At 53.9% G+C, this 12476-nt stretch carries 13 protein-coding genes; 12 read left to right on the top strand and 1 reads right to left on the bottom strand.

All coding sequences use genetic code 11. The annotated features are described in order from the left end of the window. Nucleotides 1-2 precede the first annotated feature (2 nt). From IMCC3135_RS29480 to IMCC3135_RS35115, 11 genes are all read left to right on the top strand, one after another. Nucleotides 3-332, top strand: coding sequence for a hypothetical protein (locus IMCC3135_RS29480; RefSeq protein ID WP_088920842.1), 330 nt, complete (start codon nucleotides 3-5; stop codon nucleotides 330-332). 24 nt (nucleotides 333-356) lie between these two features. Then, on the top strand, nucleotides 357-986 hold the full coding sequence (locus tag IMCC3135_RS29475) for a hypothetical protein (protein ID WP_088920841.1): 630 nt from the start codon (nucleotides 357-359) through the stop codon (nucleotides 984-986). A 152-nt stretch (nucleotides 987-1138) separates the two neighbouring features. Further along, the gene (locus tag IMCC3135_RS29470; RefSeq protein WP_088920840.1) at nucleotides 1139-1648 is read left to right on the top strand and encodes a TRAP transporter small permease subunit; all 510 of its coding nucleotides are present in this window, start codon (nucleotides 1139-1141) and stop codon (nucleotides 1646-1648) included. 68 nt (nucleotides 1649-1716) lie between these two features. Next, nucleotides 1717-3039 carry a TRAP transporter large permease gene (locus IMCC3135_RS29465; protein ID WP_088920839.1) on the top strand — a complete coding sequence of 441 codons (1323 nt, stop codon included), beginning with the start codon at nucleotides 1717-1719 and terminating at the stop codon, nucleotides 3037-3039. 77 nt (nucleotides 3040-3116) lie between these two features. Beyond that, entirely contained in the window at nucleotides 3117-4166 is a 1050-nt protein-coding gene (locus IMCC3135_RS29460) for a TRAP transporter substrate-binding protein (protein ID WP_088920838.1), read from the top strand. A gap of 93 nt (nucleotides 4167-4259) precedes the next feature. Further along, nucleotides 4260-5627 (top strand): glutamine synthetase family protein, encoded by a 1368-nt coding sequence (locus IMCC3135_RS29455; RefSeq protein WP_088920837.1) that lies wholly within the window; start codon nucleotides 4260-4262, stop codon nucleotides 5625-5627. Continuing rightward, on the top strand, nucleotides 5624-5776 hold the full coding sequence (locus tag IMCC3135_RS34375) for a hypothetical protein (protein ID WP_157736351.1): 153 nt from the start codon (nucleotides 5624-5626) through the stop codon (nucleotides 5774-5776). Before IMCC3135_RS29455 ends, IMCC3135_RS34375 begins: the two co-directional genes overlap by 4 nt. Nucleotides 5777-5950: 174 nt before the next feature. Next, on the top strand, nucleotides 5951-7096 hold the full coding sequence (locus IMCC3135_RS29450) for an iron-containing alcohol dehydrogenase (RefSeq protein ID WP_088920836.1): 1146 nt from the start codon (nucleotides 5951-5953) through the stop codon (nucleotides 7094-7096). Between the two features lie 26 nt (nucleotides 7097-7122). Then, nucleotides 7123-7758 (top strand): NAD(P)H-dependent oxidoreductase, encoded by a 636-nt coding sequence (locus IMCC3135_RS29445; protein ID WP_236994689.1) that lies wholly within the window; start codon nucleotides 7123-7125, stop codon nucleotides 7756-7758. Beyond that, complete coding sequence (locus IMCC3135_RS29440) at nucleotides 7751-9649, top strand: monovalent cation:proton antiporter-2 (CPA2) family protein (protein WP_088920834.1); 1899 nt, start codon at nucleotides 7751-7753, stop codon at nucleotides 9647-9649. The genes IMCC3135_RS29445 and IMCC3135_RS29440 overlap by 8 nt, the downstream gene beginning before the upstream one ends. Before the next feature lie 107 nt (nucleotides 9650-9756). Then, nucleotides 9757-10794, top strand: coding sequence for an NYN domain-containing protein (locus tag IMCC3135_RS35115; protein WP_236994688.1), 1038 nt, complete (start codon nucleotides 9757-9759; stop codon nucleotides 10792-10794). 47 nt (nucleotides 10795-10841) lie between these two features. Here the strand turns inward: IMCC3135_RS35115 and IMCC3135_RS29430 are convergent, their stop codons facing one another. Continuing rightward, nucleotides 10842-11459 (bottom strand): DUF6151 family protein, encoded by a 618-nt coding sequence (locus IMCC3135_RS29430; RefSeq protein ID WP_257790398.1) that lies wholly within the window; start codon nucleotides 11457-11459, stop codon nucleotides 10842-10844. Nucleotides 11460-11523: 64 nt separating this feature from the next. Between IMCC3135_RS29430 and IMCC3135_RS29425 the strand changes: the two genes are divergently transcribed. Then, entirely contained in the window at nucleotides 11524-12474 is a 951-nt protein-coding gene (locus IMCC3135_RS29425) for an ABC transporter ATP-binding protein (protein WP_157736350.1), read from the top strand. The last annotated feature ends 2 nt before the right edge of the window (nucleotides 12475-12476 follow it).

Below are 12476 nucleotides of genomic sequence, written 5' to 3'. Positions count from 1 at the left end.
CCATGTTGGAATCAAAGGTGTCTACCGATATACCATTAGCCTCACAGGGCTCAAATCCTGATCCGGGCAAGGGCCTTCTGGTACGTGGTCTCATGCAGGTGCTATGGCCCGCTTTCATTGGCGCGGCAATAGCCGTCGGCTTGTTGTTTTCGGTGATTGACCCTTTGCAGATAGAGTGGGTGCAGGTGCATCTTGAAGACAGTCGTCCTGCGGCCTATACCTTGGGTTTTCTCGTCTTTTGGGCACTATTTGCGATTAGCTGCGGCATGACCTGGTATCTGGCTGCCACCGAAACTCCCAAAGGCCGAATAGGTCGAAGTCTGCGCGATTAGAAAAAATTTCATCGATTAGCCCTTGTGATCGCTCTCCAATATGCCTGCCTGCTGATACTGCTTCCTTGCTTGCTGGACGCCGTGCGTCGTTCGGGAATCGAAAAGATGTCACGGGACGATCTTTTCATCTGGATAGGGTTGACGGGCTTGATCTTCGGTATCTTGCTGTGCACTCGAGACTTGCCCGAAGGGGTGACTCTGAAATATTCAGGTGCAGCCTTCATGGCTCTGACCCTGGGGTACTCGCGAGCGCTGTTATCCATGACTCTGTTGCTGCTGATTACGCAGCCCTGGGCCAATGCAGGGGTGGTTCTGTTGGTGGATGCCCTGTTGCCTATCTGGCTGATGATATTCGTGGTAAATCTAAGCCGTCGGTACTTGCCTGCCAATCCGTTTATCTTTCTGTTGGGTTGCAGCTTTATTGGCTTGTTTACGGTGTACGCGGTGCAGCAGTGTGTCGGGCTTGCCGTCTGGTCTGTGTCGGTGGATACACCTATTCTGTCCACCCTGTTTTCAGAACGAACCGGTTTGCACTTGCTGCTGGCAAGTGGCGAGGCCACTCTGGAGGGCATGATCATCACCATCCTGGTTGTGTATTTTCCCCAAGCCGTGCTGTTGTTTGACGACGAGTTCTATCTGTCGCGGCCCATGTAGTCCTATGGGTGCAACTGCTCCGAAATGGAGCTTGAGTGCTCGTAAAACAATAACTTAGCCATATTACGGGCCCTGAGCGTCTAAGACTTGACACAGGCCTTGTCTCGGCACAGTATCCTCCCATGACATTTACTGACCACAATGCCTGAGCAATGCCAACGTTTGCATTGAAGTTCATCCGATTCGTGGATGCTGTCAACTACAGGCTCGGCCGCATGGCCATGTATCTGATCTTCGTGATGATCGGTATTCTGTTGTGGTCCTCGATTTCCAAGACATTTTTTCTGCCTTCTCTGTGGACGCTGGAGATGGCGCAGTTTGTCATGGTGGCCTATTTCATTCTGGGCGGCCCCTATGCGATGCAGCTGGATTCACATGTAAGAATGGATCTGCTCTATGGCAGCTGGGGTCCACGCGGCAAGGCATGGATGGATGCATTTACGGTCTTCTTTCTGATCTTCTATCTGGGCGTTCTGCTCTACGGGGGAATTGAGAGTCTGGCTTATGCGCTCGAATACGGGGAACGTAGTCCCACTGCCTGGCGCCCGGAAATGTGGCCCATCAAGAGTGTCATGTGTCTGGGCATCTTTTTGATGCTGTTGCAGGCGCTGGCAGAATTTATCCGGGATATTGCCCGCATCCGTGGGGTTGCCTTGTCGTGATGGCTACCCCGGTTCACCCGCATCACCCGATTGTGGTGATGCTCGACGCAGCGAGTAACTTTCTCTAGATGTCTTACGAACTCATCGCCATCCTGATGTTCTCGTCAATGATGCTGATGCTGATGACGGGTCAGCGCGTGTTCGCAGCCATTGGTTCAGTCGGGGTCATTGCCGCTGTTCTGTTGTATGGCACCGGCGGTTCCGACTTTGGCTTTACAGCCGCCATGAAGCTGATGAAATGGTATCCGCTGCTGACCTTGCCGATGTTCATCTTCATGGGCTATATATTATCGGAGTCCGGTCTGGCGAATGATCTGTACCGCATGTTTCATGTCTGGATGGGCTCGCTTAGTGGGGGACTGGCCATCGGTACCATTGGCCTGATGGTGCTGGTCTCTGCCATGAACGGTCTGTCAGTGGCAGGCATGGCTATTGGTGCCACCATTGCCTTGCCCGAATTGCTGCGACGCGGTTACGACAAACAGCTGGTGACAGGTGTGGTGCAGGCTGGTTCTTCCCTGGGGATTCTTGTGCCGCCATCAGTGGTGCTGGTGCTGTACGCCATGATTGCGCGTCAACCCGTCGGACAGCTCTGGCTGGCAGGCGTGATGCCGGGACTCATGATGGCTGCCTTGTTCGTGATCTACATCGTGGTGCGTTGCAAGTTCCAGCCGCATCTGGGGCCTGCACTGCCACTCGAAGAGCGTAACGTTCCACGTCGCGAAAAAATTCGTCTGCTGGGTGCAGGAGCTCTGCCGTTATTGATATTCGCCGCCATGATGGTGCCGTTCGTCAATGGCTGGACCAGTCTGGTGGAAAGTTCGGCTATTGGTGCCATGACAGCCCTTCTGGCTGCAATAGTGAAAGGCCGGATGTCAAAAGTCGTGTTTGAAACCTCGGTGCGACAGACGCTGGCCATCAGTTGCATGTTCATGTGGATCATTCTGGCGGCGCTGTGTTTTGGTGCGGTGTTTGATGGTCTGGGCGCGGTACGAGCCATCGAGGATCTGTTCACCGAACGTCTGGGTCTTAGTCCGTGGACCATACTTATTCTGATGCAGTTGTCGTTCATCCTGATGGGGACCTTTCTGGATGACACCGCCATGCTGGTCATCGTTGCACCGCTCTATGTACCGCTGGTACAGTCATTGGGGTTCGATCTTATCTGGTACGGTGTGCTGTACACCATGACCACACAGATCGCCTATATGACGCCGCCATTCGGATACAACCTGTTTCTGATGCGGGCGATGGCGCCTCCGGAAATCACTTTGAAGGATATCTACCGATCCATTGTGCCGTTTGTACTGGTCATGGTTGTCGGTTTGGCCATTGTCATGCGCTTCCCGGATATTGCACTGTGGTTGCCGCATACGGTTTATGGAAAGTAGATAGATTGTGATTTGATAGCGCATGCCTAGGCATGTCTGAACAGACTTAACTGAAACCAAGACTGAGGAGAGTGAACATGAGTACACGTCGCAAGTTCTTGTCAAAAGCTGCAGCCGGTACGGCTGCTGTCGGTACCGGGACCATTCTCGGTGCACCTGCTATCCATGCTCAATCAAAGATCAAGTGGCGTATGCAGACCTATGCAGGCCCTGCATTGGCTGAACATGTCATCAAGCCGGCGATTGATTCGTTCAACAAGATTGCGGGCGATGAAATGGAGATCGAGTTGTATTTCGCCGATCAGCTGGTGCCCACCGGCGAACTGTTCCGTGCCTTGCAGAAGGGCACGATCGATGCGGTTCAATCCGACGATGACTCCATGGCCTCGCCGACTGAAGTAACGGTATTCGGTGGTTATTTCCCGTTTGCCAGTCGCTATTCACTGGATGTGCCGGTACTGTTCAATCAGTACGGACTGGGCAAGATCTGGGAGGAAGAATATGAAAAAGTCGGTGTCAAATGGCTCTCTGCAGGTGCCTGGGATCCCTGCCATTTTGCAACCAAAGATCCGATTCGCAGCCTGGAAGACCTGAAGGGCAAGCGGGTATTTACCTTCCCGACCGCGGGACGTTTCCTGAATCAGTTCGGTGTTGTACCCGTCACTCTGCCTTGGGAAGATATCGAAGTCGCGGTGCAAACCGGTGAGCTGGATGGTGTCGCCTGGTCAGGTATCACTGAGGATTACACGGTGGGCTGGTCTGATGTCACCAATTATTTTCTGACCAACAATATCTCCGGTGCCTGGGCTGGCTCTTTCTACGCCAATATGGACAAGTATCAGGAGCTGCCACCGCATCTGCAGGAGCTGCTCAAGCTGACCATGGATAGCTCGCACTATTATCGCCAGTGGTGGTATTGGGGCGGTGAGGCAGATCTGCGTGTCAACGGTCCGGATATGGAGCTGACCACGATTCCCGATGAGGAATGGGCAACGGTTGAAACCGCAGCTATCAAGTTCTGGGACGAAATTGCCGCTGAGTCGGAAACCAAAGCCAAGGTGGTTGAGATATTCAAGCAATACAATGCGGTCATGGAAAAAGCCGGTCGACCTTATCGCTATAGCTGATCAGGTGAAGAGCCCGTAGTCCTACGGATTTGATTTTGTTCCACTTGCGCACCTGACAACCCTCAGGTGCGTTTCTCATTCAACGGTAAAAACATGCCCGGAAACTTGACCCTTGATGCACTGAAGAGTGCAGCGGACGATGGCACGATCGATACAGTTGTTGTCGCCATGGTAGACATGCAGGGGCGTTTGCTCGGCAAGCGTTTCCATGTCAGTAACTTTCTGGAAACCGCCTACAAGGAAACTCATTGCTGCAATTATCTGCTGGCAACTGATTTTGAGATGGCCACGCCGGATGGTTATGCCTCCACCAGCTGGTCGGCGGGCTACGGCGATTACATCATGAAGCCAGACATGAGCACTTTGCGCCGGACTCCCTGGGCTGAAGGGGCGGCTATGGTGTTGTGTGATGTGCTGGATCATAAAACGCATGCAGAGGTGCCGCACTCACCGCGTGCCATGCTCAAACGACAGATAGAACGACTGAAGGCCCTGGGCCTGAATTGCATCGCAGCGACCGAGCTGGAATTCTTTGTCTATCGGGAAACCTATGAGCAGGCCCGTGAAAAGCAGTATCGTGATCTGACACCTATCAGTGCCTATAACGAGGATTACCACATCCTGCAGACAGCTCGTGAAGAAGGTTTCATGCGGCCGCTGCGCAACCAGCTTTATGCAGCTGGCGTACCGGTGGAAGGTACCAAAGGGGAAGCAGAAGCGGGGCAGGCGGAGCTGAATCTGCGCTATTCGGATGCTCTGGACATGGCTGATACCCACAGTCTGGCCAAGCATGCCACCAAGGAAATTGCCTGGAATACGGGTTGCAGTGTCAGCTTTGTCGCCAAGCCACATGAAGATCTGGTGGGCTCCTCCAGCCATATACACCAATCACTGCGCAGCGATGAGGGCAAACCGGCATTTTTTGATGCGGACGCACCGCACGGCATGTCGACTCTCATGCGGCAGTATCTGGCAGGATTGCTGACTTACGCGTCTGACTCTACCGTGTTTCTGGCTCCCTATATCAATTCCTATAAACGCTTTGCCAAGGGTACTTTTGCACCGACGCGCATCATCTGGTCAATCGACAACCGCACCGCAGGTTTTCGTATCGTGGCACCCGATAGCGACAATGTACGAATCGAATGTCGTATCGGCGGTTCGGACATGAACCCCTATCTGGCTCTGGCCTCGCAGATAGCAGCCGGTATTGCCGGCATCGAACAATCTCTGAGTCTGCCGCCTGTCTATAACGGGGACGCCTATGGTGATACGCAGACAACCGAAATTCCCAATAATTTACGTGATGCCACGGCAGCCCTTGATGGCTCGTCAATGCTACGCTCCGCGCTGGGCGATGAGGTGGTGGATCACTACGTGCGCGCAGCACGTTGGGAACAGGAAGAGTTCGATCGCATTGTGACTGAATACGAAATTCGAAGAGGTTTTGAACGTTCATGAGTACTCGCAAGACTCTGGAGTGTATTTCCCCGATAGACGGTAGCGTCTATGCTTCGCGTGCCGTCATGACACGTGAAGAGGCGGCTGTAAAGCTGAGTGCGGCTACCCAGGCGCAACGTGAATGGGCGCAACAGGCACCGTCTTCATGAATCGCTGTGACTACCTCGACCCCTCGCTGTGCTGGACGGGTTGCAAGGACACCGGGCGTGGTGCCGGTTTGTCCGAGCTGGGATATCACAGTGTCACGCGACCCAAATCCTACCATTTCAAAAAACAGTCCTGAAGCGACTGAATCTTTACTGGAAACGAGCAGAGCGACCCCTATGCAACTTAGTGGCAATTGGAACTACCCGACACCGATTCGATTTGGTGCCGGACGTATCAAGGAAATCGCCGACGCCTGTCAGGCTGTCGGAATCAGCAAACCCCTGCTCGTCACAGACCGAGGTTTGAAGGATCTGCCCATAACGCAATCGGCCCTGGATTTGCTGGAAGCGGCAGGCCTGGGCCGAGCGATGTTTGCCGATGTCGACATGAACCCATCGGGTGAAAACGTCGATGCCGGCCTGGCTGTCTACCGCGCAGGTGGGCATGATGGTGTGGTGGCTTTCGGCGGCGGTTCGGCGCTGGATCTGGGCAAGGCTCTGGCTTTCATGTCACGTCAGACAAGACCGCTATGGGACTTCGAGGACATCGGTGACTGGTGGACGCGCGCTGATCCGGATGGCATCGATCCGATCGTGGCCGTACCCACTACAGCCGGTACCGGCTCCGAGGTAGGGCGTGCCTCAGTACTGACGAACGCTCAGACTCACGAAAAGAAGATCATCTTTCATCCGAAGATCCTGCCCGCACTGGTCATCTGTGATCCGGAACTGACCGTTGGTATGCCACCGTCCATAACCGCGGGTACGGGGATGGATGCTTTTGCCCATTGTCTTGAGGCATTCTGCTCGCCACATTATCACCCCATGAGTCAGGGTATTGCGCTGGAAGGCATGCGGCTGGTTAATGAGTTTCTGCCACGAGCTTATGAAGATGGATCTGATATTGAAGCACGCGCTCATATGATGAGTGCAGCAGCCATGGGGGCCACAGCGTTCCAGAAAGGGCTCGGTGCCATTCATGCCTTGTCGCATCCGATCGGTGCTGTATACAACACGCATCATGGCACGACCAATGCTGTCGTCATGCAGCAGGTACTGATGTTCAACCGTGGTGCGGTTGAAAGTCGTCTGGATCAGGCTGCCAGCTATTTGGGTATTGCGGGTGGTTTTGAAGGGTTGCATGCCAGAGTGGGCGAGTTGAATCGCCTGTTTGGCATACCGGCCAACCTGACCGAGCTGGGTGTCGTGAATCCCGATCTTGATGCATTGACGGTGTCTGCTCTGGCGGATCCGAGTACAGGTGGCAATCCGGTGATCATGAATGCCATCAATACCCGAGCTTTGCTCGAAGCCTGTCTATAGAGCAAAGCCATTTGCATGAGGTGCCTGTGACACGAGTTCTGATTCTGACGGCTCATCCCAATCCCGGGTATTCCCGTATCAATCAGCGATTGAGCGCCATGGCGACCAGCCTTTCGGGTGTCACTGTGGTTGATTTATATGCGCTGTATCCGAGCTTCAAGATTGATGTCGGACTCGAGCAGCAGCGACTGAAAGAGCACGATGTTATCGTGTTCCAGTTTCCCGTTTACTGGTACTCCACACCGGCCTTGCTAAAAGAATGGCAAGACCTGGTGCTGGAGTACGGGTTTGCCTACGGTGATGGTGGCAGTTATCTTGCCAACAAGCTGTGTCTGCTGGCCATCACGGCCGGCGGGGCGGAGTTGGCCTATTGCGCTGACGGGGCCAATCGGTTTCCGATAAGAACCTTGTTGTCACCACTGGAGCAGATGGCCGGTTTGTGTCAGATGAAATTTCTGCCGCCACTGGTGCTGTTCTCCTCACATGTGGCCGCCAAGGATGCGCGGGCGGAGCAGCATGTCGCAAAATACAAACAGGTGCTGGAGGCCTTGCGGGATGATCAGCTTGATCTGCCAAAGGTGTTTGAACAGAATTTGCTCGGCATGCCGATGATTCCGCTGTTGTCGGGCAAGGGTGATACCGGAGGTCAATCTCATGGATAGCGTCTTGTTGCAGGCCGTTATCTATCTGACGGCTGCCGTGGTTGCTGTGCCCATCGCCAGTCGCCTGGGGCTTGGGTCGGTGTTGGGATATCTGATTGCCGGCGTCATTATCGGCCCGGTCATCGGTCTGGTCGGTAGTGAGACCAGTGACTTGCAGCACTTCGCAGAGTTTGGTGTGGTGATGATGCTGTTTATCGTCGGGCTTGAGCTGGAGCCGCAATCATTGTGGGCGATGCGACACAAGCTTCTGGGGCTCGGCGGTCTGCAGGTGGTGTTGAGTGTGCTGCTGATTGCAGGTGGTGGCGTACTGCTGGGACTTGCCTGGCAGGTCGCGATTGCTGTCGGCATGGTGTTCTCCCTGTCCTCCACAGCCATTGTGTTACAGACACTCAACGAAAAAAATCTGATGAAAAGTGAAGGTGGTGCCTCCAGCTTTTCGGTGCTGCTGTTCCAGGATATTGCCGTCATACCGATGCTGGCGATCATCCCCTTGCTTGCCATGCCCGGCTTGTCCGGTGAGGGTGGCGAACATTCAGGTGGTGATGTTGAGGGCGGCATAAACCTGGTGGCAGGGCTGGCGGGATGGCAGCAGACGTTGCTGACTATCGGCGCGGTTGCCTTTGTCATCATTGCCGGACATTACTTGTCGCGGCCTGTCTTTCGCTACATTGCCCGCTCGAAACTGCCGGAAATGTTTACCGCCGTTGCGTTGCTATTGGTTATCGGGATTGCCTTGCTGATGTCGATGGTGGGGTTATCGCCGGCGCTGGGCACTTTTCTGGCCGGCGTAGTCCTGGCGACCAGTGAATACCGTCATGAACTGGAAAGTGATATTGAGCCGTTCAAAGGCCTGTTGCTGGGCCTGTTCTTTATTACCGTCGGGGCGGGTGTTGATTTTGGTGTGTTGATGGAAAATTTAGGGGTCGTGCTTGCTGTAACGGCCGGTGTGATGGCTATCAAGGCGTTGGTGTTGTTCTTTCTGGCAGTGGTGTTTGGCATCAAGGGCAGTGATCGGTGGCTGTTGTTTCTGGGATTGGCTCAGGCGGGTGAGTTCGGTTTCGTACTGATCTCCTTCTGCCTGCAATCAGCTGCTCTGCCTGTTGAGTTATCCCGAATACTGTTACTGGTTGTTGCCCTATCCATGTTGTTGACACCAGCCTTGTTCATTTTCTTCGAGAAAATCATTCAGCCCCGAATGGTGCGCAAACAGACGCGCGAGAGTGACGAGATTACCGAGCAGGGAACCGTTGTTATTGCAGGGCATGGGCGATTCGGTCAGGTTGTCAATCGCCTGTTATTGGCCAATGGTTACAAGACGGTGGTGCTGGATCTGCATGCGGATCTGGTAGAAAGCATGCGTGTTTTTGAAGTCAAGAGTTTTTATGGTGATGCGTCCCGCCCGGATTTGCTACATGCTGCCGGTTTGCATGAGGCGGATCTGCTGGTAGTCGCTATTGATGACCAGGCAGCGGCTCTGACCCTGATTGATCATGCCCGTCGTGAACGACCCGACTTGCATATCATCGCCAGAGCTTATGATCGCAGGAACGTCTATCAGTTATACCAGTCTGGAACCAACGATATTGTCAGAGAAACTGCTGATAGTGCATTGCGTGCGGGGCGATATGCTCTGCAAGCGCTGGGCATGCACCCGGTTGATGCTGAGCGGGCAGCAACGCTGTACGTTAATGAGGAGTTGAAGGGGATTCGGCAACTGGCTGAAGTCTACGATCCGGATATACCGGTTGCGCAAAATCCTCGTTATGTAAAGCTTGCACTTGAGATCAAGGCGCGAATGGATACGGCCATGCTCAGCGGCAAGTTTCCAGTCAGTCATGAGCATCCGGAAGAGGGCTGGAGGCCGCCAGGCAACACGGTTGTCAAGGAGTGAATGGAGGTCGGGTAACACGGTATTTGTGTAAGTAGGCGAGGCTGTCAGTTGGCCTCAGGTATCATGAAAGACCTCAGGTCTTCTGAGAGCATTACGGTTTATCTTTTATGACAGGTTCGTCTGACGATAACAAAAAACTTGCCCTGTTCTGCGATTTCGAAAATATCGCTCTTGGTGTCAGGGACGCAAAGTATCAGAAGTTCGATATCAGCTTCATTCTTGAAAAACTATTGGTGAAGGGCAGTATTGTGGTCAAGAAGGCCTACTGCGACTGGAATCGTTACAAGGATTTCAAGGTGCCCATGCATGAGGCATCCTTCGAGCTGATCGATATCCCGCATGTACGGCAGTCGGGCAAGAATTCAGCCGATATCCGCATGGTGGTGGACGCACTGGACCTGTGTTACACCAAGTCCCACGTTGATACATTTGTCATTATCAGTGGTGATTCTGACTTTTCGCCGCTGGTTTCCAAACTGCGCGAGAATGCCAAAACAGTTATTGGTGTCGGGGTCAAGAACTCCACATCAGACCTGCTGATCAATAACTGCGATGAGTTTATATACTACGATGATCTGGTGCGCGAGTTGGAGCGCAAGCAACCGACACGCAAGCGCGCCAAGAAGCGTGCTGTGCGAGCCACCAAGAGCAAGGATGAGTCCACGACTGCTAATGAGGCCGCTGATGCGACTCAGGAGATGGACGTTGATGTCGCCCAGCTCAAGGAGGTTGCTGTCGCTGCGACTGAGACGCCGCCCAAGGGACGTCGCAAGCGAGGCAAAGCCGTTGAGGTGGTAGTGGCTGAAGTACCCGTAGATGCGGGAACTGACGATGCCGCTGACGATACTGGCGCTGCCGATGATAGTGATGGCGGCGAAGAGCTGATGCTCGAAGGGCTCGAGCTGGTGGTGGAAACCGCCCTTGCACTGAGTATTGATCGCGATGGCAACGACAAGCTCTGGGGCTCGATGATCAAGCAGACTCTGAAGCGACGCCGCCCCGGATTCAACGAAAGCTACTATGGTTTTGATTCATTCGGCAAGATGCTCGAAGAAGCACAATCCAGAGGGTATCTGAGCATGGAACTGGATGATCGCTCAGGCGGTTATATCATTCGCAAGGTCAGTGGCTTTAACGACCGTTGAGGGGCTTGGCAGCTGTCATTTTGGCAGCTCAGCTGCTGTCTGCGAAGTCAGGCTGTGGTGTAAAGCTCTTTGCGCTCTGTCTCATTGAGCGTATAGGGTTCAATCACCGGCTTGCCGGTCTCGGCGTCAATCAGAGTTGAACGGGTGTGATCACCGGCAATGCGCCAGCGTCCGATATTGAGCAGCGTGCGGGTCAGGGCTTTGAAACCGAAGTTCCTGGCGACCGGCCAATCAGCACTGATAGGGTATTGGGAGCCGGCGCAGACACCCAGTCTGACAGGGCCAACCTTGTTGGCCAGCGTGCTCTGGTTACACACCAGATTGTTGGTGATCAAACCGACGAAGGGCATGGATGGGTTCGGGGGTGTATTACAAAGTGGTGTATTACAACAGGTGGCATGCCAGCGGTAGAGGCCCGACTCGCTCAGACGCAGGTTACCCAGTTTTTCCATGCCACGTTTGATGTGAAAATGAGCGGGTGACACCTGCACAAAATCAGTGCCACCGTGCGGTCCGAGTACCGGTTCGCTGGGCTTCAGGTGTCGTGCGTAGGCTTGACAGTCCTCGCAGTAACAGACGAGGCGTGTCAGAGATCGCATATCAGGCAGCTCAACCGTACCTTTTAAAGTTCGGCACTGGCACGAGAAGTTGAACGTGTTGGGCATTGCTAGGAGCTCCGGCAGGTCTGCTTTGGCGTACTATTATAAACATTCGCATCTGATGGCATGCATGATGATCGATCTGGCTGATGAGCCCTCGTTAAATATCAATCACCGCACGGCAGGTACTCCCGTACTGGCCCTGCAGGATGTGCGCAAGTCTTTCGGTTCCCTGACGGTGCTGGATGGCTTGTCTCTGGCCGTCTATCCAGGGGAAGTATTTGGGTTTCTGGGCCGTAATGGTGCTGGAAAGTCTACGGCAATCCGAATACTCATGGGTATTCTTCGTTGCGATGCTGGCCATATCAATGTGTTCGGCAAGAGTTTGCATTCTGATGTTGTCGGCATCCGGCAGCGAATCGGCTACGTGGCTCAGGAACAGAATATGTATCCGTGGATGACACCCAAGGTGTTGTCGCGCTTCGTACGTGGCTTCTATCCGCGTTGGGATGAAAAGCGTTATCAGAAGCTGATGACAGATTTCGAATTACCACCTGGTCGTCGCATCGGCACATTCTCCGGGGGCATGAAAGCCAAACTGGCCCTGACCCTGGCTTTGTCCACGCGACCTCAGTTGCTGATACTGGATGAGCCTACGGCGGGTATGGATCCGGTTGCACGTCGTGAGTTTCTTGACCTGGTCAGAGAGCAAACCATGCAGGATGGTGCGACCACTTTCTTCTCCACTCATCTGATTGATGAAATCGAAGCGGTGGCAGATCGCATCGGTATCGTTGAGTCCGGTCGAACTGTCTACGATGGTGAGCTGGATCCTCTACGCAACAGTATCGGAACATGGTCCATTGCCATGCAGGATTACATCCCAGGTTCCATGCCCGGTGAGTTCTCCCGGCAAAGACTGCGTGTGCTCAAGGAAGGTGAGCGACAGGGGCGTTGGGTGGTCAGTCTGCAATTCTCACAAGAGGTTCTGGCATCGCATGAAATTCTTCTGGCTCCGGGCTGGCGACACGACTCCATGTCGCTGGAAGACGTCTTTATCGCTGTTGTAGCTAACGCGTAGCG

This window comes from Granulosicoccus antarcticus IMCC3135 (assembly GCF_002215215.1).
Lineage (GTDB): Bacteria > Pseudomonadota > Gammaproteobacteria > Granulosicoccales > Granulosicoccaceae > Granulosicoccus > Granulosicoccus antarcticus.
The sequence above is the reverse complement of the archived record's forward strand: the minus strand, read 5'-3'. Positions and strand labels throughout refer to the sequence as shown.

Excerpts from the sequence above, each read along its gene's own strand:
- IMCC3135_RS29425 (WP_157736350.1), top strand. The coding sequence starts at position 11,524 with ATGATGATCGATCTGGCTGATGAGCCCTCGTTAAATATCAATCACCGC.
- IMCC3135_RS29465 (WP_088920839.1), top strand. The coding sequence starts at position 1,717 with ATGTCTTACGAACTCATCGCCATCCTGATGTTCTCGTCAATGATGCTG.
- IMCC3135_RS29440 (WP_088920834.1), top strand. The coding sequence starts at position 7,751 with ATGGATAGCGTCTTGTTGCAGGCCGTTATCTATCTGACGGCTGCCGTG.
- IMCC3135_RS29450 (WP_088920836.1), top strand. The coding sequence starts at position 5,951 with ATGCAACTTAGTGGCAATTGGAACTACCCGACACCGATTCGATTTGGT.
- IMCC3135_RS29480 (WP_088920842.1), top strand. The coding sequence starts at position 3 with ATGTTGGAATCAAAGGTGTCTACCGATATACCATTAGCCTCACAGGGC.
- IMCC3135_RS35115 (WP_236994688.1), top strand. The coding sequence starts at position 9,757 with ATGACAGGTTCGTCTGACGATAACAAAAAACTTGCCCTGTTCTGCGAT.
- IMCC3135_RS29430 (WP_257790398.1), bottom strand. The coding sequence starts at position 11,459 with ATGCCCAACACGTTCAACTTCTCGTGCCAGTGCCGAACTTTAAAAGGT.
- IMCC3135_RS29455 (WP_088920837.1), top strand. The coding sequence starts at position 4,260 with ATGCCCGGAAACTTGACCCTTGATGCACTGAAGAGTGCAGCGGACGAT.
- IMCC3135_RS29460 (WP_088920838.1), top strand. The coding sequence starts at position 3,117 with ATGAGTACACGTCGCAAGTTCTTGTCAAAAGCTGCAGCCGGTACGGCT.
- IMCC3135_RS34375 (WP_157736351.1), top strand. The coding sequence starts at position 5,624 with ATGAGTACTCGCAAGACTCTGGAGTGTATTTCCCCGATAGACGGTAGC.
- IMCC3135_RS29470 (WP_088920840.1), top strand. The coding sequence starts at position 1,139 with ATGCCAACGTTTGCATTGAAGTTCATCCGATTCGTGGATGCTGTCAAC.